This window comes from Enterococcus florum (assembly GCF_004309355.1).
Classification (GTDB): Bacteria; Bacillota; Bacilli; order Lactobacillales; family Enterococcaceae; genus Enterococcus_A; species Enterococcus_A florum.
The window spans coordinates 39,056-64,357 of the sequence record NZ_BJCC01000032.1 but is presented as its reverse complement, the minus strand read 5'-3'; the positions used below and the strand labels follow the sequence as shown (position 1 = coordinate 64,357).

Annotated in this window: 26 protein-coding genes and 1 pseudogene; 1 reads left to right on the top strand and 26 read right to left on the bottom strand. The window is 38.7% G+C overall.

Annotated features, from left to right (window positions below):
• Window position 1: 1 nt before the first annotated feature.
• The 26 genes and pseudogenes from NRIC_RS16760 to NRIC_RS16645 all read right to left on the bottom strand — a co-directional run bounded on the left by NRIC_RS16760 (window position 2) and on the right by NRIC_RS16645 (window position 24,215).
• A complete protein-coding gene (locus NRIC_RS16760; protein ID WP_146623863.1) occupies window positions 2–979 on the bottom strand; it encodes a sugar phosphate isomerase/epimerase family protein in 978 nt (325 codons plus the stop codon).
• Between the two features lie 19 nt (window positions 980–998).
• Window positions 999–1,391 (bottom strand): C-glycoside deglycosidase beta subunit domain-containing protein, encoded by a 393-nt coding sequence (locus NRIC_RS16755; protein WP_146623862.1) that lies wholly within the window; start codon window positions 1,389–1,391, stop codon window positions 999–1,001.
• A gap of 205 nt (window positions 1,392–1,596) precedes the next feature.
• Window positions 1,597–2,700, bottom strand: coding sequence for a Gfo/Idh/MocA family protein (locus tag NRIC_RS16750; protein ID WP_146623861.1), 1,104 nt, complete (start codon window positions 2,698–2,700; stop codon window positions 1,597–1,599).
• Between the two features lie 32 nt (window positions 2,701–2,732).
• Entirely contained in the window at window positions 2,733–3,797 is a 1,065-nt protein-coding gene (locus NRIC_RS16745) for a Gfo/Idh/MocA family protein (RefSeq protein ID WP_146623860.1), read from the bottom strand.
• Window positions 3,798–3,908: 111 nt separating this feature from the next.
• Window positions 3,909–4,250 (bottom strand): nuclear transport factor 2 family protein, encoded by a 342-nt coding sequence (locus NRIC_RS16740; RefSeq protein ID WP_146623859.1) that lies wholly within the window; start codon window positions 4,248–4,250, stop codon window positions 3,909–3,911.
• Window positions 4,247–5,236: a sugar phosphate isomerase/epimerase family protein gene (locus tag NRIC_RS16735; protein WP_146623858.1), complete on the bottom strand. Its 990-nt coding sequence runs from the start codon at window positions 5,234–5,236 to the stop codon at window positions 4,247–4,249. Before NRIC_RS16735 ends, NRIC_RS16740 begins: the two co-directional genes overlap by 4 nt.
• A gap of 1 nt (window position 5,237) precedes the next feature.
• The gene (locus NRIC_RS16730) at window positions 5,238–5,669 is read right to left on the bottom strand and encodes a C-glycoside deglycosidase beta subunit domain-containing protein (protein WP_146623857.1); all 432 of its coding nucleotides are present in this window, start codon (window positions 5,667–5,669) and stop codon (window positions 5,238–5,240) included.
• 18 nt (window positions 5,670–5,687) lie between these two features.
• A complete protein-coding gene (locus tag NRIC_RS16725; RefSeq protein WP_146623856.1) occupies window positions 5,688–6,602 on the bottom strand; it encodes a sugar phosphate isomerase/epimerase family protein in 915 nt (304 codons plus the stop codon).
• 629 nt (window positions 6,603–7,231) lie between these two features.
• On the bottom strand, window positions 7,232–9,541 hold the full coding sequence (locus NRIC_RS16720) for a GH39 family glycosyl hydrolase (protein ID WP_146623855.1): 2,310 nt from the start codon (window positions 9,539–9,541) through the stop codon (window positions 7,232–7,234).
• A gap of 1,175 nt (window positions 9,542–10,716) precedes the next feature.
• The gene (locus NRIC_RS19350; RefSeq protein WP_175580138.1) at window positions 10,717–10,866 is read right to left on the bottom strand and encodes a hypothetical protein; all 150 of its coding nucleotides are present in this window, start codon (window positions 10,864–10,866) and stop codon (window positions 10,717–10,719) included.
• Window positions 10,867–11,343: 477 nt separating this feature from the next.
• Window positions 11,344–12,324: pseudogene (locus NRIC_RS16710) on the bottom strand (site-specific integrase).
• Window positions 12,325–12,558: 234 nt separating this feature from the next.
• A complete protein-coding gene (locus NRIC_RS19635; protein ID WP_227873838.1) occupies window positions 12,559–12,813 on the bottom strand; it encodes a transposase in 255 nt (84 codons plus the stop codon).
• Window positions 12,768–13,214, bottom strand: a complete 447-nt coding sequence (locus NRIC_RS19630) for a transposase (protein ID WP_265416119.1) — start codon at window positions 13,212–13,214, stop codon at window positions 12,768–12,770. The genes NRIC_RS19635 and NRIC_RS19630 overlap by 46 nt, the downstream gene beginning before the upstream one ends.
• 39 nt (window positions 13,215–13,253) lie before the next feature.
• Entirely contained in the window at window positions 13,254–13,667 is a 414-nt protein-coding gene (locus NRIC_RS19625) for a hypothetical protein (protein WP_227873837.1), read from the bottom strand.
• Window positions 13,668–13,835: 168 nt separating this feature from the next.
• The gene (locus NRIC_RS16700) at window positions 13,836–14,543 is read right to left on the bottom strand and encodes an HAD family hydrolase (RefSeq protein WP_146623854.1); all 708 of its coding nucleotides are present in this window, start codon (window positions 14,541–14,543) and stop codon (window positions 13,836–13,838) included.
• Window positions 14,544–14,601: 58 nt separating this feature from the next.
• Complete coding sequence (locus tag NRIC_RS16695) at window positions 14,602–15,186, bottom strand: SIS domain-containing protein (protein ID WP_146623853.1); 585 nt, start codon at window positions 15,184–15,186, stop codon at window positions 14,602–14,604.
• 2 nt (window positions 15,187–15,188) lie between these two features.
• On the bottom strand, window positions 15,189–15,677 hold the full coding sequence (locus NRIC_RS16690; protein ID WP_146623852.1) for a PTS sugar transporter subunit IIB: 489 nt from the start codon (window positions 15,675–15,677) through the stop codon (window positions 15,189–15,191).
• The gene (locus NRIC_RS16685) at window positions 15,678–16,751 is read right to left on the bottom strand and encodes a PucR family transcriptional regulator (RefSeq protein ID WP_146623851.1); all 1,074 of its coding nucleotides are present in this window, start codon (window positions 16,749–16,751) and stop codon (window positions 15,678–15,680) included.
• Between the two features lie 95 nt (window positions 16,752–16,846).
• Entirely contained in the window at window positions 16,847–17,731 is an 885-nt protein-coding gene (gene dapA / locus NRIC_RS16680) for a 4-hydroxy-tetrahydrodipicolinate synthase (protein WP_146623850.1), read from the bottom strand.
• Window positions 17,732–17,749: 18 nt separating this feature from the next.
• On the bottom strand, window positions 17,750–18,157 hold the full coding sequence (locus NRIC_RS16675) for a PTS sugar transporter subunit IIA (RefSeq protein WP_146623849.1): 408 nt from the start codon (window positions 18,155–18,157) through the stop codon (window positions 17,750–17,752).
• A 14-nt stretch (window positions 18,158–18,171) separates the two neighbouring features.
• Window positions 18,172–19,113 (bottom strand): phosphoglycerate dehydrogenase, encoded by a 942-nt coding sequence (locus NRIC_RS16670; RefSeq protein WP_146623848.1) that lies wholly within the window; start codon window positions 19,111–19,113, stop codon window positions 18,172–18,174.
• Between the two features lie 13 nt (window positions 19,114–19,126).
• Window positions 19,127–19,963, bottom strand: a complete 837-nt coding sequence (locus NRIC_RS16665; protein ID WP_146623847.1) for a PTS system mannose/fructose/sorbose family transporter subunit IID — start codon at window positions 19,961–19,963, stop codon at window positions 19,127–19,129.
• Entirely contained in the window at window positions 19,960–20,709 is a 750-nt protein-coding gene (locus tag NRIC_RS16660; RefSeq protein WP_146623846.1) for a PTS mannose/fructose/sorbose/N-acetylgalactosamine transporter subunit IIC, read from the bottom strand. The genes NRIC_RS16665 and NRIC_RS16660 overlap by 4 nt, the downstream gene beginning before the upstream one ends.
• 19 nt (window positions 20,710–20,728) lie before the next feature.
• Window positions 20,729–21,208: a PTS sugar transporter subunit IIB gene (locus tag NRIC_RS16655; RefSeq protein ID WP_146623845.1), complete on the bottom strand. Its 480-nt coding sequence runs from the start codon at window positions 21,206–21,208 to the stop codon at window positions 20,729–20,731.
• A gap of 15 nt (window positions 21,209–21,223) precedes the next feature.
• Window positions 21,224–21,850, bottom strand: coding sequence for a beta/alpha barrel domain-containing protein (locus tag NRIC_RS16650; protein WP_146623844.1), 627 nt, complete (start codon window positions 21,848–21,850; stop codon window positions 21,224–21,226).
• 925 nt (window positions 21,851–22,775) lie between these two features.
• Window positions 22,776–24,215 carry a sialate O-acetylesterase gene (locus NRIC_RS16645; RefSeq protein WP_146623843.1) on the bottom strand — a complete coding sequence of 480 codons (1,440 nt, stop codon included), beginning with the start codon at window positions 24,213–24,215 and terminating at the stop codon, window positions 22,776–22,778.
• 255 nt (window positions 24,216–24,470) lie between these two features.
• Here NRIC_RS16645 and NRIC_RS16640 point away from each other — a divergent pair, with 255 nt between their 5' ends.
• Window positions 24,471–25,271, top strand: coding sequence for a MurR/RpiR family transcriptional regulator (locus NRIC_RS16640; RefSeq protein WP_146623842.1), 801 nt, complete (start codon window positions 24,471–24,473; stop codon window positions 25,269–25,271).
• Window positions 25,272–25,302: the final 31 nt, after the last annotated feature.

Here is a 25,302-nt window from a genome sequence, read left to right as displayed (position 1 = left end):
GCTAACCAATTACTTTTTCCAGCAAGGCTTGGTGGCGTCGTACCTGTTCAATACTGTCGACTTCCATATAGTCTTGAATATGACGGTTTCCTTCGTATTCACTACAGATATAGCCTTCATACCCCGCATCCTTCAATGTCTTGACAACATCATGATAAGGAATGCTTGTTTCTTGATAATCCTCTGTAATATCATAGAACTTCCCATGGATGTGCGCAATATATGGCATATTTTCTGTTAAGATAGCTGGATCAGTATAAACAAAATGGCGGCAAAATTCTGCGAAGCTCTTATCCGTTTCATTCGCGTCAGCCATTTTAGAAACTTTTTCGAAGGTTTCGTCCTTATTTACGCCCTTTTCGTAATTGTCGCTGACCATTTTAATGATCTCTGGTGTCCCGCCGTCTCGAATATATCGGTCTTGAAAGATCGATCCGATGCGTTTGGTAAAAATTCCGAAGTCCGGCATGATTGCAAACCATTTCGTCTCGCTTTCCTTAATAAAATCAAGCCGCTCTTCAAACCAGGGAGTCCCAAAGGTAAATGGCGCATGAACTTCTAACGCGATTTTTACATTCATTTCCTCTGCGTAAGGCAGGCTCTGCTTCACAACCTCTAATGGCGTTGAAACTAAAGTTCTTAAAATTTTACAGCCTAAGCGGTTCGCGATCTTTAAGTCTCTCTTCATCATGTCAACATTCTCTGATGTAGTCAACATGCGATTGGCGAAAAGCTTATTATCCAAGAAAGCATCATAGGCAATCGGTTCTACTTGATATTTCTCCATCCACTCATGCCATTGCTTCACAAAATCATCTGAAATATTTGGAAAAGTCGGCAACATTTGTTCTGGCAGGAATTCAATCCCCTTAGCTCCACTCTTCGACGCTTCACGAATGCAATCTTCTAAAGTCATTTTTCCGGTATAAAACTCATCTTGGTAGCTGTATAGTGATACGCCCCGTTTGATCTTACTCATTGTGTCATCTCCTCCAGTTTTAAGTTTCTAGTACCAATACTTTTTCATCATCACCAACATTGTTAAACGGCAGGTAAGATATCCTTAGACTGACAAAGGCATGAACCTTGTGTTCTCCTTCGGTTAATCCGCCTGGTTTTTTCACAAATACGGTGATTGTTTCAATCATTTCCCAGCGGTGATTAATCGCTGTTGGCAATTCAGCAAAACTGAAAGTCTCGCCCTTCACTGTGATCGCCATGTCTTCGTTGGCCACTGTTTCCCCATCCACAGTTAAGTCAATGACTTCTACACAGCTCATGGGTAATCCGCGATAATAAGGAATTCGTAATTGTACTTCATAACCAGTCACTTGGTCGTCCTTTCTGACATTACGAAACCCTTTTGGATTTACTAAATATTGTTCAAACATTAGAAAGCCTCCTTATTCGTTTTAAAATAATCATTTTTTCAAGAAAAATTAAGTTGATTCGAATGCCATATATCATTCAACTGACGTGTGTGAGCTCAGGTTTAGTCAAAATTATTAGCTGTTTTTCTGACTAAAAAGACTTCAAAAAGTTGAACTGACATTTAGGTTTCCTCCTTTATCTGATTGATAAAGGAGGACGGTTATTTTATAGTTTTACTTCATTGCCTGTCTCTGCTGCTTTATAGATCGCATCTAATACTTGAGTTACTTTAAAGGCTTGCTCTGGTTTCACTAATGGATCGGTGTCATTGATCACAGCTTCCAACCATTGTTTCGCTTCAAGTTTTTCAGGATCGGAATCGCCGCCCTCAAAGAAGGCGATATTGCCGGATGCGCTAAGATTCTCTTCTGTAAGCAAACCATTTTTAGAGCGGTTATACGTCAATTGGTTGACTGGATAACTCATGCCGGCATCAATTTGTGCCCCTGCTTTAGTTCCGCATAAAGTGGTAGCCGCTTCTTTTGATTCCAAAACGTTTAATGCCCATGAAGCCTCTAAGAAAATCGTCGATCCGTCCTTCATTTTGATAAAGCCGAACGCTGAATCTTCTACTTCATACTTGTCAGTATCCCAGGGACCAAATAAATTTCCTTCTTCTGCACCAGGCAGATTACCTAATTTATTGAAAACAGAGCCGGTCACAGATTCGACTTCATAGTTATCCATCATCCATAAAGTGATATCTAAAGCGTGTGTCCCGATGTCTATCAGTGGTCCGCCGCCTTGCTGCGACTTGTCTGGGAAAACACCCCAAGTTGGGACAGCCTTCCGACGAATCGCGTGGGCTTTGGCAAAATAGATCTCACCTAAATCACCGTTGGCACAGGATTCATGTAAAGCAGTTACTTCTTTTCTAAAGCGATTTTGATAACCGATCGTAAATTTCTTACCGGATTTTTTCCAAGCATCCATCATTAATTGTGCGGCTTCCGGCGTATGAGCCATTGGTTTTTCACATAAGACATGCTTGCCTGCTTCGAAGGCTGCGACAGTGATTGGACTATGACTAACATTTGGTGTACAAACGTGTACCACATCGATGGTGTTATCTTTTAATAATTCGTGATAGTCCTCGTAATATTTGGCATCTTCCGTTCCAAATTTTTCTGCAGCTTCTTTTGCACGTTCTACTTGATTGTCACAGAACGCCACCATTTCACATTTATCTGCTTGGCTGGTTAGCGCTGGAAAGTGTTTGTTATTTGCGATCCCTCCACAGCCAATAATTCCGATTCTTACTTTTTTCATGATTGTCTTCCTCTCTTTTCTATTCGTAACGTTTATTCAAAATGAATGCTCTGATGGTACTTCGCAGAGATTCGAATAGCCTCTACTACCTGCATCAAGTGCAGGATTTGGTCTGGCTGGATCGTCAGCTCTTCTTTTCCTGTAATGTGACCATAGTAATTATCAAAAAACATGCGATGCGAAACTTTGACCTCTGGCAACTCTTCTGTTAAGATTCTTCCTTCTGGCGCTGGCCCAAAGCTTCTAGTTGGTCCAGCATGGGTCATGGTGATTTTCCCAGGAACATTCCCTAGTAATTCTGAAGTCCGAGTGATCTCACCTTTTGGATTAAAGCCGTCAATTTTAGCGCTGCCTTTGTCACCGCCGACAAACCAATGACGTTCAAACCAATTTTCAGAGCTGTTCAAAAAATAGGTTCCTAATTCAATCTGAGCATTCACGCCATTTTCAAAATAGAGTTGAATGTTAAAATAATCATCGACATTTTCATTGATAACATTGCGAACATCCGCGTAAACAGTTTTCAGCTTCGTAGAAATCATCCATAGCATCTGGTCGATCAAGTGAACTCCCCAGTCATAAAGCATCCCACCCCCCAGTTCAGGATAAATATGCCAATCATGCATATTTCCGTTAAAGCCGTAAAGAGAACTTTTTATCGTATAAATGTTCCCTACTAGCCCTTGATCATAGACTTCCTTCGCTACACGATAGTCATGATCCCAGCGACGTTGATGATGAACGGTGAAACGAACGTTTTCTGCCTTCGTCACAGCCATCATTTCCTTAACTTCCTCAGAGCTCATCGCCAGCGGCTTTTCACAAATAATATCTTTCTTGGCTTTCGCCGCTTTGACGACCATTTCTAAATGAAGCAAATTCGGTACCGCAATGATCACCGTATCGATTGTTTCATCTGCCAGTAAGTCATCTGCAGACACATAGGTTTTGACTCCAGTTGAAGCATGATCAAATTGTGCTTCATTCGTATCACAAACCGCTTTCAATTCGGCGTAGTCTAAATTTTTAATCGTTTCTGCATGGGTCTGACCCATGAAACCGAAACCGATAATGCCAAAATTCAATTTCTTTGCCATTTTCATTTCCTCCTTACTCATTTTCATACCGTCTATCATCTAACTAGTTCTTACTTGTTTGACTTTATTAGAAGCTTTTATTAGATTCTTCTCAATAGAACAACTAAAAAGTTAGACTGACATCCTATCAAAATAATCCCAATGCTCAACGAATTGATTGTCGGAAATTCGATACAAATCAACTACGTGGGCTTTTGTTTCTTTCTGCTCATTAACACTTCTTAAAAAGACTGCCGCATATTCTTCGTCCAGTACGATCCGATCAACTTCTAAATAAAAGTATTCATCCGAATCAAATTTTGTTTTAAACGCTTTGATCAATCCCACTCTGCCTTGCTCCACACCTGGATTATGTTGACAATAGTCTTCAGCGATCAAATCGTCTGCAACGGAAAGATTTCGTTGATTGAAGAATTCTTCATAAAACTGTCTAATCGTTTGCTTCGTGATCATTCCGCCACTTCCAACAAACTTTTTGCCATTGAAAGCTGACGCTTGGTGAATTCAGCTCCGCCACAGTACAACTCGTCCTCATATTCGCAAATTAAATAGCCGTCAAAATCAGAGGCTTTTACGACTTCAAGAATCTCTGGATAAGGAATACTTGGTTCAACCAAATCTTCCCCTAAATAATGAAACTTTCCATGCAGCTCAAAGCTATACGGCAGGATTTCTTTCAATTCTTCCAGCATTCTCGGTAATTCGCTCTTTGGTTTGAACTGGACAAAACCATACATCCCTTGTAATGCGGCATTAATTGCTGGATGCGCGCCGTTTTCCAACAATTTCTCTCTAGCTTCTTCCAATGGAATCCCTTGATAGCGCATATCCGCCGCCATTTGCAAATGTTCCTCGGCTACCCCAGCTTCTAAAGCCTTAATCCAATGAGCCTTATTCGGAGCAATCGCAAAACACCCAAAATCTGGTATAAAACCTAGATGTTTCGATTTTGTTTTCTTGATCACCTCTAGGTATCGTCTCATTAATGGAGACAGCGGTGATTCTGGGTTATGAATCTCGATACCCACTCGAATATCGTAAAGTTCTGCATAAGGTGCTAATCGTTCAAAGGCCTCTGGCGACAACATATACTGCGAACGCATCACTTTACACCCCAGCTTATGAGCGGCTTTCAAATCAATGAGCGCATCTGCCAGCATTTCATCGTCGTTTAGATTACGATCATGCATCATGCCTTTATCATTATTGGCACCATAACCAACTGGACCAATCCCATATTTCGCCTTAAGTCGTTGAACCAATCCCAAAAAATCATCGCTGACATTCGGATAACTCGGCAGCATTTGTGTGCCGACAATCTCGTATCCGGTCGCGCCAGCTAAAGCCGCCTGTTTGACGCACTCCTCAAAATCGTATTCATATCTGGCATACTCTGTTCCGTAACAAAATAATGTCGCGCCTAATTTCACTGTGCTCATCTCACTCTCCTCCTAACGAAACACTGACTTTCTCACCTGAATCCAGCGGCATAAAGTTGTGTTCAGGACCAATTTGCATGTAAGGAATCCGCAACATTAATTTCAGCTCGACCTCATGCTCGCCAGATATTCCATTTGGCGTAAGAACACGAATCTTCGCTAGATCAACTTGACTCCAAAATTCAGTCACTGCATATTTCAATTTGTAGAGTGGCAGCTCTTTGTCATTTATTTCGAAGGTCACCGCTTCATCTGGTATTTTTTCTCCATCAACATAAACTTCAATCAAATCAATATCTGATAAATAGTGACCACGGTAATAAGCCAACTGAACATCAAATGAAAATCCATTTTTTCTTCCATTAATATAGATATTTTTAAAGGAGCCTTGTTTGATGATCTCTCCATTTAGTTTCATTCTCATCGCAAACATGTTTTCCCCTCCATCTTTCTAACTCACAAAATTCCGCAGGTACTTAGTACTCAATGTCACAGATTTTTTGACATCTTCGTAATTCTTTTCGAAAGCTTTATCTTCAACCTCAATACAGCTATAACCCTCAAAGCCGATGTCCGTCAGCGCGGAAACATATTTCCCCCAATCAACATCGCCTAACCCTGGAAGCTTCGGACTCATGTAAGCTAGAGGTGCGGCCATGACTCCTACATCCTTCAATTTTTCTGGATAAAGCTTGATATCTTTATAGTGAACGTGGAAAATTTTGTCCTTAAATTCATAAAGCGGTGCTAGATAATCGATCTGCTGCCAGACAAAATGTGAAGGATCGTAATTCAAACCAAGCGCATCACTGTCTAAACGAGAAAAGATCTCTCGCCAAATCGCTGGTGTCGTCATTAAATTCTGACCACCTGGCCATTCATCTTCAGTAAAGAGCATCGGACAGTTTTCAATTCCAATCCTTACTCCTGCTTCTTCAGCATAGTTTAGAATCGGCTTCCAAACCTTTTCCATCTCGGCTAAATTATCCGATACAGATTTCCTCTGCATCCGTCCAATAAAAGTCGTAACTAGATTGATCTTCATCAGCTTGGCAGCGTCAATTAAACGATACAGATGATCGATCGCTATTTGGCGTTTTTGCAGATCCTCATCTAGCGGATTCGGGTAGTAAGCTAGTGCCGAAATCTCGACTTTTTTATTTGCAGCATAGTCTACAATCTCTTTCGCCTTTTCTTCGGTTAAATTGACAACATCAATATGGGAAACCCCAGCATATCTTCTTGTCGCTTTCTCCTTAGGCCAACAAGCAACCTCTACACAGTCGAGACCGTTGCTCGCGACGATATCGATCATCTCCTGATAATCACTTTGATCAAAAATGGCACTCACAATTCCTAATTTCATGCTTTTCAACTCCTATTTCGTATTAATGTATTCATTTTTCGAAATTCGAAAAATGAGTTTGATTCTCACTACCCATATCATTCCGCTATAGTGCACCTATCTTTTCCCGGTTACTAAAACTTATCTTGGGCTTCCTGCTCTGTGTTTCTGGGAAAAGCGGAACTGACATCCTATTTCGTATTAATGTATTCACTTTTCGAAATTCGAAAAATGAGTTTGATCCTCACTTCGTATATCATTCCGCTATACTGCACCTATCTTTTTCTCGTTGCTAAAACTTATCTTGGGCTTCCTGCTCTGTGTTTCTGGGAAAAGCGGAACTGACATCCTATTTCGTATTAATGTATTCATTTTTCGAAATTCGAAAAATGAGTTTGATCCTCACTACCCATATCATTCCGTTATACTGCACTTATTTTTTTCCCGTTGCTAAAACTTATCTTGGGCTTCCTGTTCTGTGTTTCTGAGAAAAGCGGACTAACATCTGCTCCTTTTCTATATTTGAAGTATAAAGCGCTTACCGAAATGAAGAATTCAGATTTTTGTTTTTCTTATTAGCTATTTTTTGCCTTTTTCTTTTGAAGACAAAAAAAAGACAAAAATAATCAGATCATTTTTGTCTTTTTGAATTATTGTCTTCTCTTTATATTGATTGAATAAAACTCGTTGCTTGTCAGATGTTTCTTTACAACTAAACGATTTTTCGTTACGTTGACTTCCTCTAATGTTAGTAAGTGGGTATTTTTCTTATCCAAATAATCGAGATCCGAAGAACGGAGGTGTTTGTTGAAATTGAATTTCTGCCAGAGTCCAAACAAATCCCCATGATTATCCAAGCAGGAAAAAATCCGCAGCTCATAATTACCATTTGGAATATTTGAGAATAGTAGCTCTTCTTCGACCTCTTCGGTTTCAAAGAAATTAGTCAGCTCGGTCTTTTTAAGGTGTGCCTCGTCCTTTAAGAAATACAGACTGTTTGGATGAATATAATGATGCCCCAGAACAAACAGCTCTTCGCCATCCAGTGTGCAAACCAACCTCTCCTCATCTTTGTAAAGAAATCTCAAGCCCTTCAACTGATCAAACAGTTTCATCGCATGCATTGCAGGCTTAAACAGACCACTTCTGGTAAGTAATCCATTTCCGCCGCTTAATAAGGAAGATGATTTCGAGGTTTTTTGGGCAAGATCGGTACCTAACCAATAGCCTAGGCCCTCTACCTGATCGAAAATATCGATAATACTTTTAACAATAAACGCACCCTTATACAAATGGTCATTCAAAAGATTGCTGCGGGAAACGGTGTTACTCCATTCACTAATAAAAACCGGCTTAGATGAAGGTACTTCCTTGATCTTCTTCACTTTGCTCAATAGAAAATCAGGTTCAGTGATTCTCTGATAATTACGTTTCTCCCGCACCATTCGATTAGAGTAAGGAAACAGGACAAAGGAATAAAAGTCAAACGAGCAATCTGCTAAATCATTATGCAGAAAATCTGCCAAATCAAGCTTATTTGACAAAACAAAACTCCCGCCGCCAATTGTTATCTTCGGTACCAGCCCTCGGAATATTTTAGAAGTTATCTGATAGAACTGTCGATACCGATCAACTAAATTCTTGTCTTCAGGATCACTGGCAACAATCTCGATCACCCAAGTTTCAACTTCTTTGCGTCCATAGCGGTTTAAGATATGACGACAAAACTTTTTCGATGCTTCCTCCCACTCTGCATCTGGATAATTGCTTTCTTTAAAGGTACCAATCAACTTGTTAAGACTCAGCCAAGGAGTAAGCCCAAGTTCCAACAGGGAATCCAACACTTCATCAACCTTCTCATAGATATTCAACGAGTCTCCAAGAAAACTTTTAGTAAAAACTCCCCAGACTCTGCCATATTCAAAGCACAGGTCTCGCTGCAAAATCAACAAATGGTGTCGAAGATTACTACTCAAAACAATCTCGGCTTCCCCAATATTCAATATTTTGCTCCAAGTTTCCTTGATCGGCGTTGGTTCCAGACCTTCGATATCCAGATTCAAGTAAGACTTTTTCGCGGTGTCTTCCTTTAATTGCTTTTCCTTAAAATTACTAAACGCATGCTTCACCTTCTGGTCCGACTCCGCTACCAGTGTCGCTTTTTGAGGCTCGTTTTGACTTCGATATTGGGAGGGTGTCAGTTGAAACTGATCCTTAAACTTCTTATTAAAGCCATTCACACTAAAGAAACCATTATCGATAGCAATGCGAGTAATCGATTTATCGGTTTCTAACAAATCTCTCACCGCGTACTGCATTCGAATATGACTTAAATAATCTTTGAAATTCGTCCCCAGATTCTTTTTAAAAAACTTCGAAAAATAAGCGGTATCCATATGTACCTGCTCAGCCAGCTCTGCTGAGGTGATATTGTCATAATAACGTTCTTTAATGAATCGAGTAATCTGCTGAATCCGTTTATCCTGATGAATTCCCAATGAACTATACTCGATAAACAAACTACTGAGTTCGTTCATTAAACGATAGACCTTACTAATCTGTAAAAAGTTAGTTCGTTCATTTTCAAATAATAATAAATCAACGATCTCAATAATCAGCTCACGGGTGGATTGGTAATTTTTTCCCGGCTCCTTAATTGAATTACAATTAAAGCTGATTACTCCAGTTTCAAGTGCCTGTGACAACAAGAAATCAGAGATTGAAAAATAAAACAGCAGACTGTTCTCATCACTGGTTACAAGCTGATAGCTTTCAGACTTATTTATGATTACGATATCATCAGCTCGCATTTCATAATCCACTTCATCAATTTTCAGCTCAGCTTTTCCCTTCATTAAATATAGTAAATCAGTCGTCCTAAGATTCTTTTGAACAAGACAAGCTTTCGTCATTAGTTGAATAGTACTTTGAGTATCTAAATAGCTGATGATCTCACTCATTCACAGCCCACCACCTTCTACGTTCATTAATACTTATACTTTTGATACTAACATACGAATGAAAATATAAATACCCTTTCAAATATGAGAGAAAAATATCACTTTCTAGTTCGGCTCTTTAAAAAGAAACAGTTTCATCGACTATTTTTTAGCTTTCTCTACGAAAAGCCTAAAAAAGGGATCAACGTTACACTTGTCTATGCTCTTCTTTTACTGTAATTTATCATCAAAAATATATGTTACCTTCCTTGCCTAAGTCTCAAGAAAATGAAACGATACGTGCGTCTAGTTAAAGCCCATAAACGAAACCTAGCATTCCCAAGAAAGTGTTATTAACAAAGCCTAAGTAACTCAATCAAATGTATGTATCCTTTTATGACACTAAAATTAATCGGTTAATTCTTTACTGATTTGAGGTTTATGACTTACAGATGGTGAACAAGATAGCTAACTAGTGTATATGTAAAAATATCGCATTGGGCATCAAAAAGGGAATAATTATCACGTGTCCGATTGTTAATAAGCCGGGAATCAGTTAAAAAAATATTTATGACAGACTCTTCAAGAGATGATGATCCTGTGAAAAACATGGCTGGCTGAACATCTGCGGATATTAAAGACCATGCAAAATCAACTTGTACTCGAAGAAACGTTTCGTTACATCGAACTTTTAGAGGTTGAAAATGAAAGCTCACAGGTGGCTTTAGAAAGCAATATCTTGAGTCTAAAAAATGGGATGAAAACCGTTAGCTACGCTGTTTGAGCACAGCTATTTTTGTGTTGTTAAACTAGCAGATAATACTTTGTGTAGCAAGCCTTGGCCAACATTTATTATCCTCTAACTACCTATCAGGATGAATAAACAGTTTCTCTGTTCCTTAGAATTACCTTTTCATAGCCATTCCTCTATTTTTCCTAGCCATTTTGTATCTTTAGACGGAGAAAAAAGGAAGCTGTTTCTAAAAATAGAACGAAGTAAAATCGCCGAACTGTTTGGCTAGTCTGGCAATTCGTTAGGGCTTGATATAGATATAGCCTTCCTGCTGGACACAAATCAGAGCCATCACAACACTAGGTACTACTTCGACTTTTTTCTAAGTTTTCTTTTTTAACGATGAGCATTCATGACTTTTCTGCAAGCAAGGTAGCTGACTGTTAAGCACTCCATCATAAATTCAAGCGGTTGGCAGCAAGTAGCATTGAATCGCCTCCCTATTGACTGCTAATGCGGTTGTGGCATTTTTATCGGTAGTTAATAGGTTTTGAATATTATGGCGAGCCTCACTAAGTTTGGCTAATTCATCGACATGGAACACAACGCTCATCTGTAATTTCCCCTCACAAGTATATTTGTACTCTCAAGCATAAGAGTTGCTGAAAAGTCAAAAAAAGATGGCCCTCTTCTCTTTTATAGTAGGAATCGAAAAATTTTATAGACTCTCTCTCCTTTTTTCCTTATTATTCATTTTAGAAATGAAAAAATTGAAAAAATTGAAAAAACACCTCCTTTAGAGATGTTTTTATCACATACTATGCTCAGATTATTCTCGAGTGAATTATCTATTTTTGTTATCAAGTCACTGTAATCGACAGCAGAAAAACAGAATAAAACCACTTTAAACCGATTTTCCTTAAAAAACGAAAGGAAAAGCTGATTTAGTAGGCTTTTGATACTATAAAATACTATTTCTTCGGGTCATTTTCGTCCATTTTCTTTGAATTCGATAATGAATAAAGCTTGGTATATCAATACTTTTTAAATAAAGAGAAGGAAAAACAGCGATTTGACAGCAGAATTTTGCTTAAATATCGAACCGCGAAAACTCGTCAGCCAGTTGTTGATTCGTATCTGGATAAAGATGTCCAGATTTATCCAAAGTAGTTTTTACTGATGAGTGTCCAAGCCTTTTTGATACAGCATAATATTCTTATTGTGCTCGATTAAGAAAGCGACATGAGAATGCCTTAAGCCATATAAGGTGATTGGCTTAACATCCGCTTGCTCAGCTAGCTTCTGAATTCTTGTTCGAAAAGTTTTCGGTGATGGTGGTAATTCATCATAAGAGAAAATGAAATCAATTTCTCCGATTTCTTTCTGTTCTTCTTTCCAATTTTTCAAAACTTGAATAGTCTTTGGATCAAGCGCTAAAGTACGGATGCCTGATCGTTTCTTAGTATAAAAAAAATCATAATCCGTTCTAGTTCGGATGTATAGAGACTTATTGATCGTACAGGTTATTTTTTCAAAATTGACATCATTCCATTGAAGAGCAAATAATTCTTCACTTCTCATACCAGTTACAAACAAGAACCTCATAAAACGTTTACTTTTGCTCGTTGGAAAACAACTCTCAATTTAATGAAAATTTGCCTGATATAGTTGTTCGAAAGCTTTCTTGTCGACCCATCTTTATTTTTAATGAGACACTCTGTTGCCAAATATTGCTGGAACTCTTGAATATGAATTGGTCGAATATTTTCAAATTGCATTTTCCCGAAATAGTCTAGCGCCCGTTTAAGTGCTTTTTCGGTTTTGTAGTATGTTTTTTCAACAGTCCCTAATTTGTACCACGGGAAGAAATATTTTTCAAAATACTCTTTAAATTTTATTCCCTTTAAATATACACCATCAGACTCTTCATAATTGCGCTTTGCTTCTCTTTGGGTTGAAAAACCTTTTTTAGATCGCTGCACTCGTTTTCCAAATCGGTCCGCTCCAAAGTTACAGAATAAAACCAGGTACCTCTCACTTCGTATTTGTATACGTTTGAAACTCGTCTCATTTAATAATCTTCACAAGAAATGTTTAAAACCTTTTCAATAGTAGAAACTGGGATACGTTTGATTTTACTATTTTGTCACTAGCGTTGCACAAATATAGTCAGAATAATCTGAAAACTATTTCTTGCTAAAAATTTCCAAAAAGTCTAATGCTTACGCAGAGGATGACTTTTTTCCAGAATTTTGGTGCGTATTCAACTGAATCCTAACAGTGACGATAATCCTTTTATTTAAAATCAGCCGGGTTTGTGCCGTTCCAACCAGATTTCCGCAGATTCAAAACGCAGGTAATGAAAGGAGCGCTTCAACTGAAAGAGTGTCGCTGCCGAATTCAGTTCGATCTTGATGGGATAGGTTAATAGCGTCGCAATCAGTGTAAGAATCACTTGATTGATCGCGCCCTGTTCGCTTCGCGAGTAAAGCTGCTTGATCGTCAAATTCTGTTTTAAATGCTTAAAGAACAGCTCAATCTGCCAGCGTGCCTGATACATATCAGCGAAACATCAAAGCGATTGGTTACAATGCGCAAGAGGCGCTGCCCTTTCGTCAGAACCGTTACTAAACGAAACTGTTCGGTAACATGATTGTTCCCACCGCCTAAAATCACGTGCTGGTCACTGATGATTTCACCATCTGTTGTCTTTCGCTTGGTGAGTTCAATTTGTTCTAAGACGGTGATTGTTGTATTGGATTTTGTTCGTGTCACAAAGAAATAGCCGTCATAGTGCAAACGATCCAGCAGTTGATAATCAAAATAACCGCGATCCACCACATAGGTTGCTTCCGTTTTGTCCACCAAACACTCGAAATGATTCCGGTCATGTTCTTCGGCATTGGTGATCGTAAAACTTTCTGGATACTGATTGTCTTTATCCAGATAACAGAGGTTCAAATGAAGTTTGATGCCTGCTTTTGTTTTCCGAAACGTTGCCTATGGAAATCGCGTTCTATTCAGTGGAATCGTGGTTGAATCAACGAGTTGAAGGCTGTTCGTTTTTGAACTTGGCCGTTGCTCGGACACTTTCCGAGCCAATTGTGTAAAAATTTCTATTAAGACATCTTGACTGATTTCGGCAGTTTTACGCGATAACGAACTGTAGCACAATGAATCAATCCCGATTTCTTCACAGAGTCTGCGATCCATAAATGCACGATCAATTTCACGATAGCTGGGCAGTTCTTCATAAACGGCGTGTAACAGAATTTTGATTGTGGTAGTGAAATCTAATTTTTTACTGTAAGAATCAAACTGAAAAATCCAATTCTTGGCTTTTTCAGATAATTCTTCAAACTTAATTGCGGAAAACCATTTCTGAAAAGATGTTTTTGCGTTATACTTATCCATGCTTGAGTCCTTTTTATTGGTCTTGGATAAGTCATCCAAGAGTAGTATAAAGGACTTTTTTATGGTTGGATAGCGTTACATCAAGCATTTGATTGGAAATTTTTAGCAAGAAATAGTTTTCAGATTATTCTGACTATATTTGTGCAACGCTAGTGCTTCTATATAATACTATAAATTAATGAGCTCTCGTTCCAATTCGATAAAAGAGATCAATTCCTTATCAGCAATTGATATTTTTTCATCGGGTATCAATTGCTGTTTATGATTCAACCACCAAGCTTTCCATCCCGCTTCCTTTGCTCCGAGCACGTCATTTCTATAATTATCTCCAATGTAAATCAACTCACTTGAGTCACATGCTAAACGTTTGGCCATTTGATCAAAAATTCGCCGATCTGGTTTTGCTACCCCGAATTTTTCTGAAATCAATATATTTTCCTCTGGGATGATCTTTCTGATTTTAAGTGCTTCAAGTTTCACTTCTTGACGCTGTGTATAGCCGTTAGTAATGATTCCTAACTTATAGCTCTTTGCAAGTTCCTGCAATGCGCAGACAAGCGGTAAGGATAAACGGATTTGACGCAGCTGTCGCTCATATTCAGCTTCAAAGTTTTCAGTCATTGATTCAGTCACTTGAAAATCATACTTTGCTTTCAATGATTTTGACAAACGAACATGGTTCATTTTTCTGATAGTCTCTTCGGTAATCTTTTCTGTTTGTTCATAAAGTTGTTCGCTTAGTGAGCGAAATAGTATAAAAAGTTCATCTAAGTTCTCATTTAACAATTGTGGGAAAAGGATCTTGATCGCTTCATCAAAAGGAGCTTGTTGACAATATAGGGTATCATCCAAGTCAAATACGATTGCTTTAATCATTTATTGTTTCTCCTATCTTAAAAAGAACACCCGACGAATCTCGCCAGATGTTCTATTTTTATGCGCCCAGAGATTCACCAATTGCGCCACCTGGATGCCAAACGACATAATCTTCGGGATTTAAGTTTCGCTCTTTTTGCAAAAGAATCGATAAGGTCTGCAACAATAATGTTTGTTTGATGATCGAAGCACGCGGTGGTTTGTTCAAATCATCGCCTTCTTCATTGGTGCAAGTGCACAAACACACATCTGATAACTGACTCAAAGAAGAGTCGCGGCTTCTAGAAACACCGATGATTTTTGCCCCGTTGGCTTTCAATGTGCGAATCGTGTATAACAATTCTGCTGTTTCACCACTATTAGAAATAGCAATCACAACATCTCCTGGTTTAACCTGCCCACTAGATCCATGAACAGCCTCTGTTCCATCTAAAAAGTAAGCAGGAGTTCCTGTAGAAGAAAGCAATGAAGCAATATACCCGGAAACATAGGAGGGCTTGCCGATTCCTGTGACATGAACTCGACCACCTTCGCCTTCTGAAGCTAATACCAATGATTCTGCTTCATTTAAAGCTTGATAATCCATTGTATCAAAAAAATCGTTAATCTCGTTTTTTATAGTTTGTTCAAATTTTTCAATCATAATCAACCATCTTTCTTCGTTTGTTTAAAGATAGAGTAGTCTTTTGAGTCGTAAGGTGCAGTTTGCAAGAAAAATTTTGTTCCTTTTTTCTGAATATAACGAATCGCTTTGATTTCTTCAGCACTGTAGTATGCGTCCAACTGCTTGATCATTACTCTGCTGGCAGGATAAGGCAACTGAACTTCTGCAGTTTCAAAGCCTTTATCAATTGCCTCCTTCAGTACTTCCAGATCTTTAAAAATGATCATGAGTTTGCAAATTTCTTCTCGATCCTTTTGGAGAAATTCAATCAGCTGATCAACTGAAAAAATACCCACGCCATTCTTTTTCGGAAAACTAAGTTGTAGAACTTTTGCAAGAAAAGGATCATTAATATGAGTAGGATCAACTACTGCAATGAAATTCGCATTTACGAAGCTGTTCCAATTCAAAGCTACTGTGGCATGCAGCAACCGATTATCTACACGAACTAATTTGATTTTCACACTCATTTACTTTTCACCCACTTGCTTTCTACTTTGGCTTTTTAGGAAATTCGCCAAACAATAAATCATCATTTTCCCTTGAAAGCTTCCCCGAATGTCTAAACTTAACAGTTCCTCATAACGCTTTATTTTGTAAAGCAACGTATTTTTGTGCAGAAATAGCCTTTCGGAGGTTTTTTTGACACTGAAATCATTTGCATAAAGCTCATCAACGACTTGAATAAGCTCATCCACGTCCAATTGATCCGTTTTTCTTTTGTAATAATCAAAAACATTAGAAGTCAGCTTTCTTGAAGCACTCGTTGTGAAATAAGCAAACAAATGATCTTCAAAATAGACCGGTTCATCCTTCGTTAACGAAACATTCTCTCGTAGCCAGAGGCAGTTCAGGTAGCTAAAACTATACAAATCAATATCGACTTGGATCGATCCAACAGTGTAATAACAATCTGAAAGCCCCCATTCGATCATTTCTTGAATAAATTCGTTCACATATTCAGTTGTACTCGTTTCATTCTGTTTAAGCAGCGATTTGTAGATCAGCAAATTATTAGGAGTCAACAAAGAATAGATGGTATTCTTATCGTTGATTTTATATTTCAAACCCGTAATTTCTTCCTTATCAAATTTTTCTTCATTAATAATATAGATCGGTATTCGAGGAAGTGACCGATCAAATTTGATTTTCGCCATCAACTCATCTATATACCGATAATTAGACCGTTCTTCATTCAAAAACTCCTTGATCAGCTTATCATCTACTGAAAGAATCTCTTTCGCAGATTTTTGATTCAATTCATATTGAATCCGAGTCTTCAAAGAGTCAAAAAGAAGCTTTCCAACAACGTCAATCGCTTGATTAGGTCCGCTAATCCATAAATAACCATATTGATCATTAGACACAACAATTTTGTATATTCGATGATTCGAATCTTTGCTTTCAATCGCAACGGTCTCATTAATTTTTTCTTCCAAACTGCAAGATACTATCCTACCTTTTTCGTTCAGCAACCCAATGATATAGTCGGGGTTTTCTTGAACTACATGAATGAACTCTTTAAAAATTTTCCCTAGTTTCATTTTGATCACCAAAAATTCTATTTTGATCTAAATATACCACATAAATCTTTAGCTGCATCCATCACCCGAAAAACCGTTTGACTACTCATCTTTGTTTATAAATGATAATAAGAAAGCATCTTTTTAATTTTATCTTCTACTTCTACACTTGGTTCTTGAACTGGTTTTCTAGCAGGACCAACTTCGGCGATACCAGCGATTTCTACTGCTCGTTTCAAGATTGATGGCACGGTTCCAAACGGCAATACTTTCCGTAATTCTTCGATATCTGCTTGCAGTTTTTGTGCTTCTTCCAAGTTTCCTGCATGGTAAGCTTGATCCAAGCCGACTAGCGTGTCAGTAATTAAATTGCTCGTTCCAGCGATGGCACCCGTTGCTCCCATTTGGTATCCAGCTAAAATTTTAGAATCTGAACCAACCAATACTTTGATCTTTGTACCTTCAACCGTTTTAATATAATTTTCAAGATTAGCTAAATCACCGCTGCTGTCTTTGATCCCAGAAATATTCTCAACCTTGCTCAAGGCTTTCAATACATCACTGGATATATTTACTCCTGTAGCTTTAGGAATGTTGTATAAAATGATAGGGATCTTCACACTTTCCGCAACTTGGGTATAATGCTGAATCAATTCCTCATCAGTTGGTCGTAGAAAATAAGGGGTAATCACGGATAAAGCATCTGCTCCGAGAGCCTCTGCTTGTTTCGATAATTGAATCGTTTCTTTGGTTGAACATGCCCCAGTACCCACATAGACCGGGACGCGTCCGTTAACATGATGAATAACCGCTTTAGTAAAATCCATTTTTTCTTGATTATCTAAAACATGGAACTCTCCATTGCTACCCAATGGGAATATACCTGAAACACCTTTTCCAATCAAATGATCGACTAGTTGTTCCATTGCTGCTAAATTTAAACTTTCTGCCGTATCCCTTCTAATAGGGGTCACAATCGGGGTAATGATTCCTTCAAACACGTTTATTTCACCTGCTTTCTAAACTTCTAATCGTTCATTGGTCAAAATCATGCTTTCGTTAAAGACTTTAAAACTCTCTTGCACGATTCGCTCCAGATCGATGTTTTCTGCTGTCATACCTTTCATGTACAAATCAATTAGTATAGGCAGATTCACACCGCTTAATACTTTGTGATCATATTGTTTCGTCAGTGCCGTCAAAACGTTAGAAGGCGTTCCACCAAATAGATCGACCAAAGCAATGGTCGGGCCTTCAATTTCTTCAAAAATCGCTCTTGCTTCTTTATAAAAATCCTCAAAAGATTTTTCTGGAAGCAGCGATAAATTATAGACGTTTTCGGTCGGACCAATGATCATTTCTGCGGATTTCACCAGCTCTTCACCAAACTGTCCATGAGTTGCCACAATGATGTTTAATTTCGCCATTTCATTTCCTCTTTTCAACTCTGAGTTAAACCTTGCAGTTGTTCCATAATAATGCTTGATGAATACTCGCAGGTTCGTTTTTCTGATTCCACTGTTCGTGCTGCGGTATGAGAGGTCAATAAGAAGTTGTCCAATTCCAGCAGCGGCTCGTCTTCCGCTGGCGGCTCAGTACTGAATACATCAAAGCAAGCACTTCTGATCTCTCCCGTTTTCAACGCTTGATACAAGGCTTGTTCGTCTACGATGCCGCCTCTAGCAGCATTCAACAAACATGCGTTAGTTTTCATTTTTTTAAATTCTTTTGTTGAGATCAAATTTTTGGTATCATTGATTAACGGTAGGTGTAGCGAAATATAATCTGAACTTTCCAATAAATGTCCCAGTTCGACCTTTTCAACTTGGTACTCGTCTAATACTTCGGTTGAAATATCGAATACATCATTTATCTGGACAGTCATGCCTACGCCTACTGCTTGTTTTGCTAAGTGTTTTCCAATTGCTCCAAAACCAATGATCCCTAATACTTTTTCCCGAACTTCAAAGCCTGTCGGTTTTTCCCATCTATGATTTTTTACCTCACGAATCGTTGGCCAAAGATTCTTCGACTCACAATAGATAAAACTCATCACATGCTCAGCTACCGCATTCGAGTTCGATCCAATCGTTCTGCCCACATAGATCTTTTTGCTTTCAGCATAAGCAACATCGATATTGTCTGTTCCGACACCAAATTTGCATATGACTTTTAATTTCGGACATTGATCGATTAGCGCTCTATCCATTTTGTCAACACCTACAATGATTGCATCGGCGTCTTTTGCTAGTTCAGCGAATTTCTCTGGTGAATAGGCCAAGCCTGTATCATTGTAATGAATTTCTAGTCCGGCTTTTTTCATTTTTTCCACGTAGTCCAACCCGTAAGCGGCAAAGCCTCGTGGTGTTATTAATACTTTCATCCAACTCCCCCCTTTAAATAATTCCTAAGAATGTCAGTAAAATGGCTATTGCCATTGTGACGAGGATGATATTAAGATACTTCGGACCTTTCTTAATGATGTAGAAATACATCGCCATAACTAGACAAAATGGTAAAAGGTTTGGCAACATTCCATTCAATATTTCCTGTACTGAAACTTTTTCAGTATTGCTGACAAATTCTAAGATCGTCTCAAATTTGACATACGCTGCCGATAAGCAACCGATCATAAACAGTCCAACAATACTTGCGATATCGATAACCTTCTTGATCGCTCCTGATTGCAAGATCGTCATAACTGAATTCTTTCCTAATGAATAGCCTTTGTTAAACAAAAACCATGACCAGCTATAAGACCATGCAAGGTAGATTATCCCAGGGATAAAGGCCGCTAAAACAGAACCTTCTAATGCCATCGGAACAAAGATCGCTAAAGGAATTGTCGCAACGATCCCCTGGTCAACACTGTCGCCGATCCCAGCTAAAGGACCCATCAACCCGATTTTCAGTGATTCCATCATCTCAGGAGTGATCTCTTCATTTCCCATCGAGCGTTGTTCTTCAAGTGAAATAATGATACCGTGAATGACACTACCCCAATCACAGTTGGTATTGAACATTTGGACATGACGCTTCATTGACTCTTGCAGCTCTTCTGGATCGTCCTTATAGATCTTTTGCAAAATTTTATTCAATGAATAACTGAAGGCCAAAGCTTGCATTCGGTCAAAACTTACAGGAACTTCCACCGCTAAGGTCCATTTCCACCAAGCTTTGAATAGGTCCATGCGAGTAACTTTCTTATCTGAAACTGTACTTACTTCACTCATGCGTAATCCCCCTCGTCAGAAGTTTGTTTAAATAAAGAACTAATCATCGCTATACAAACTGCGAAAACGGCACCTGTCAGCATGGAGAAGCCCATTACTGAGTAGGCGAAAAAGCCTAAAACAAAGAATGGCAAGTATTGCTTTTTACCCATAACGACTAGTGTTAAGGCGAAGCCCAAAGCGGGAAGCATCGCACCGGCATTGGATAACCCATTCATCAGCCAATCAGGAATCACATTGATAAAGGCTTTGACGACATTCGCACCAAAAAGAGTAGAGATAAATACCGGGGTGAAATATAAAACGCCATTAGTAAGCCACGGAATCAGAAATGAATACAAGGACAGTTGATCATATTTGCCTTCTTCAATTAATTTGTCAGCCCGCGTATTGTAGAAAGAGTTGAATGTACGGCGAACATTATTAATCAAGACTCCTAAAACACCAAAAGGAACAGCTAACGCTACAGCAGCATTCGCATCTAAATTGCTTAATAAAGCTGCCGGAATCGCAATACAGGCCGCCAATGCTTGGTCACTTGGAATATTCCCTCCAGCTTCGATCCCGCCCATATAAATCAATTGAATTGTTGCCCCATACAACAAACCTTGTTGAACATCTCCAAAAACTAATCCGATAAATACGCCTAAAACAACCGGCTTACGAAAAGCAAAGGAGAAGAAATACTGCGCCCTTCCCATTGCGATCCAATAAATAAGTCCCACTAACGCTGATTGAATAACCATAACAATCTCCTTTTCATTTTTATAGTTTTGCTACCGCATTCTTTAATGTTTCAGAAGGGTAATCTGGTGTTGTTTGAAAATAAACTTTGATTCCTTTTTTCTCTAAATCCAGCAATTGGTCCGCATCTGTTCGATCCAGCGTAATCGCATTATTGACTGCTTTTCTACCAGGCCCTCCACCTAAACCGCCAATTTGGACTTCTTCTAGCTTCAGTCCTTTTTCTACAGTGGCACATAATTCTTTGACACTTTTGAACAGCAGCAACACTCGATTTTTATCCAACCCTCCTTTTTCTTGTACTGTAACTGCCTGTTCCGAAGAGACGACGCTGATCTTCACTCCCTTTGGTGCAGCCATTTTGAATACATCTTGCATAAATGCATCCTTGCTCAATTCCGTATCCACCGTTACGATTTCGTTGATATCACATTGCTTTAGCCAGCGTGTAATCACCTGTCCATGAATCAATCGAAAATCTACCCGTGTTAATGCAATCATTCTTTTTCCCTCTTTCTATCTGTAATTTTTAATAATTTCTGCAATTTTCTTTGCATTGTGCTCAATTTCTTTTGCCGTACCTTTGGTCAATAAGGAGCCAAATCCGCATACATCTACGCCATTTTTAAGCCATTCGTCCAAGTTGTCTAAAGTAATGCCACCACTAGCTAAGATCGGCATATCTGGCACAGGCGTTTTAAGAACTTTTACCAATTGATTGCCATAAAAATCAGAAATTGGAAAAGCTTTGATAAATGCTGCACCAGCACTTAAAGCTTCGACCGCTTCAGTAAAACTAGTACATCCCGGCGCATACGGAATTTGATAACGGTTACAAACTTGAGCAACACCCAAATCAAAATTCGGAGAAATAATAAAATCTGCCCCTTTTAAAACGGCATGCCGTGCAGTTTCGGAATCAAGTACCGTCCCTGCTCCCACACACAATGAAACACCATGCTTTTCTTTTAACTGCTGAATGATTTCTCCGGCGTTGTTTAAGGTGAAACTCATTTCCATCACAGGGATTCCGCCTGCAATACACCCTTCTGCGATTTCGGACGCCCGATTGAAGCTTTCCGTTCGAACGATTGCTAATGCCCCAATGTCATACATAAATTTTGTCGTATTTGCTTTTTTCACTATTGATCGCCTCCATGCATATATTTTTGCATGATTTCAAAAATATTGATATGGTCTCTAAAAACAAAAAAATTGGTGAAATTTTGTTTTTGTGAACCACAAAAAAAGGCCTTTATACTAATCTTGGATGACTTATCCAAAACCAATAAAAAGGAACCAAGTATGTATGAATGTAGCTCTAAAACATCTTTTCAGAAAAGAATTTTCGCAATAAATGTGGAAGAATTATCTAAAGCAGCTCAAAATTTGCTTAAACAATTTGATTCCTAACTAAAAGTCCTGTTACTCACCGTTTATGGAGAATTGCCAAACTTTCGTGAAATGGAGCATGCCTTTGTGAAGCGTTGTCTCTGTGAAGAAATCGGAATTGATTCATCGGGCAACAGTAAACTTTCTCGCAAAACTGCTAAAATCAGGGAAGAAGCTCTGATAGAACTCTTTACTTAGTTGGTTAGGAAAGTGTCTGAGCAACAACCGAGTTCAAAAGTAATTAGACTACAACTCGTTGATTCGACCACGATTCCACTGAAAAAAGCTCGATTTCCTTGGCGACGTTTCGGAAAACAAAAGCAGGCATCGAGCTTTATTTGAATCTCTGTTTTCTGGATAAAGAAAATCAGTAACCAGAGCGTTTTACGCTCACCAACACTGAAGAACATGATCTAAACCATTTTGAGTGTCTACTGAACTAAGCAGAAGTTACCTATGACGTTGATCATGGTTACTTTGATTACAACCTGCTGAATTGCTTACACAATGACGGCTATTTCTTTGTGACATGGAAAAAATCCGATACAAGAATCACGGTCTTAGAACAGATCGAAGTAGCTCACCATCGACTGGAGAGAAAATCTCCTTTTCTTTACTTCTGAAGTTCAACATCTTCTTTCTCCTCGTTACGTAATTGTTTTGAAATAATTTTAGGTCAGCACCTTTCAAAGTTGAAGGGGCAGACAGGGTAGCCGACTTCATTAAAAAGGGCAACGACAGGAGCATTCTCCCAAGCATAGCTGATGTTATGAACGTTTCCCTCGATAATCAATTGACTTCCTTCTACTGCTATCTTTTCGATTGTTCCATCTGATTGGATTGCAGACACTTCCAGCAATTTCAAAGAAGCTGCCTGATCGACTGTGATCACAAGCGTTGTGTCGTGCCAACTGGATACTCTTGCGACAGGCGCGCTGGCATAATATACCTTGTCTAAGATCTCACCGATGCGTTGCCCGAGAATAGCTTTTTCTGTTGGATGGATATCCTCTACTTCTCCACAATCCAAGCTGGTGATTAGGAAAATATCTTTATACTTTTGAACAGCCTGTGCTTGCGCTTGTCGAACACTGGCCCAATCATGCTGCGGTTTGTCTTTACATATTGGTAATTGAACGAGATAAAATGGGATTTGCTCCATTAGCTCCTTACGCCAACGCAGGATTAGCCGCTTCAATAAATGTCCATACACTGAGCCAATCATTGTATCCTCTTCTCCTTGATACCAAATCACTGATGAAAAAGTAAAAGGTGTGATTCGTTTGAACATTTTCTGATAAAGCCCGCCTGGTCGATTGAAGAGATACGGATTTGCAGGCGGCGGCCAGGGTGAATGTCCGATCTGTTCTTTGATCTGTCCTAGTGTCAGTTCAGGATGATCTTTGACCCACTTAGCACGTTTTTTTATGTATGCCTGATACGTCGCCAAATAGGTAGCAAATTCTGTATCAAAAGACTGTTTCTCTTTTCCTTTAGTTGTCTCAACAAACGGAGCTAAAATCTGCTCATTCAGCACGGCATCTTCTGATAAGTCTGCTTCACTCACCCAGCAGCTGGCACTGGTTCCGCCTTTACTGCAAACAACGATGCCAATAATCCGATCTGGATAGCTTTTACGATGTTCTTTCATGGCATAATAGGCAACGGCTGATAAAGTGCCTAAATTATCTGAGCCCAGCTGTTCCCAAGTTCCAAAAGATTCTTTCTCGAGTTCTAGTTCGAATTCAGGCTTTGGAACAACATGGAAGAATATGTTGTCTTGCTTGACTTGAGTCAGTTCCTCTGAATAATGAACTTCTAAAGCCATTGTGTATTCCATATTTGATTGGCCCGCAAAGAGAAAAACATCGCCATATTGAACAATTACTTCCTTGGCATCATTTTTTGTTTCAATACGCATACGATCAATCATTCCATAAGGTTGAGGGGGTACAGTAAAGATAAAGGCCCCTTTCGAATCACTTGTCTCACTTAAAACTATTTCACCGATCGTAAGAGAGACTTGAAGATGAGGGTCTGTTATGCCATTAATTAAATGATTCTTTTCTGCTTGTAATACCACATTATCTGTTAATAATGGATTTAAATTTAGCATGCTTTTCAATTCCTTTTTATCATTTAGCCGCAGCAGCAAATTGTTTGGTGATAGGAAACAGGAAGCTGATACGACTCTTTTAGTAATTTGTTACTTAGGATAATGTTCAAGTGTAATATGTTACATACATGATATCGTTTTCTCTTTGCCAAGTCAAGGGTTTTGTAATATATTTCTAAGTCGAATGATCGTTTGAAATTTATTACGTTTTTTGGTAGGATAAGGGTAGAAGAACAGGGAAAGGATGTTGAGAGGATGCACAATATCGAAGAAGCAATCACAATTCATTATACCAAGATGTTTAAAACAGATAAAAAGATTTTTGAACAAATAATGGCTGATCCTGCACAATACGTTGGGCTGTCGATCCATGATATGGCTGATCGTTTTGATGTGAGCTCCCCTACTATTTTGCGAGCGATCAAAAAAATCGGCTACAGCGGATATCCAGAGTTCAAGCTGGCATTGGATTCATTTGTCAATGACAAAAACCAAGAAAAACCTGTCCATAAATCTTCCTTATTCCATGAGGTCATCAATACTTATGAACGCTCATTTTCGAAGCTGAAGGAATTAGATATGGAAAAGGATATTATCGAGTTTGTAGAATGGATGCATGATTCCCAGGATGTTAAATGTATCGGCTTTGACAACACTGGCCTGGCTGCTCAACAGCTGGTCTATTCTCTTTACTCACAAGGCTTTTTTTATGAAGCAATCACAACAGAAACAAAAATGCATTATTTAAGTCAGACTGTGAAAAAGGAATGGGTCTACATTATTTATTCGGTTACAGCTTTGGAGCTATACAGTGACTTGATCAATGCAGCCAATGCTGCTGGAGCCAAAACCATTTTAATCACCATGAACAAAGATGCTGAACTAGTGAAAAAGGTCTCCAAATCCTTTATTTTACCAGCCGCTTCAACCTTTTTAAGAGAAGACGGATCCCTACACCAATTGGATGTCCGGTTTGAAATGTTTCTATTTTCAGAGATTATTTCTTATTACTTTAACTGGATCGGTGATCAACGAAAACAAAAGACAAAAAAATAATCAACTAAAGCTGCCAATCCTGTGATATGAA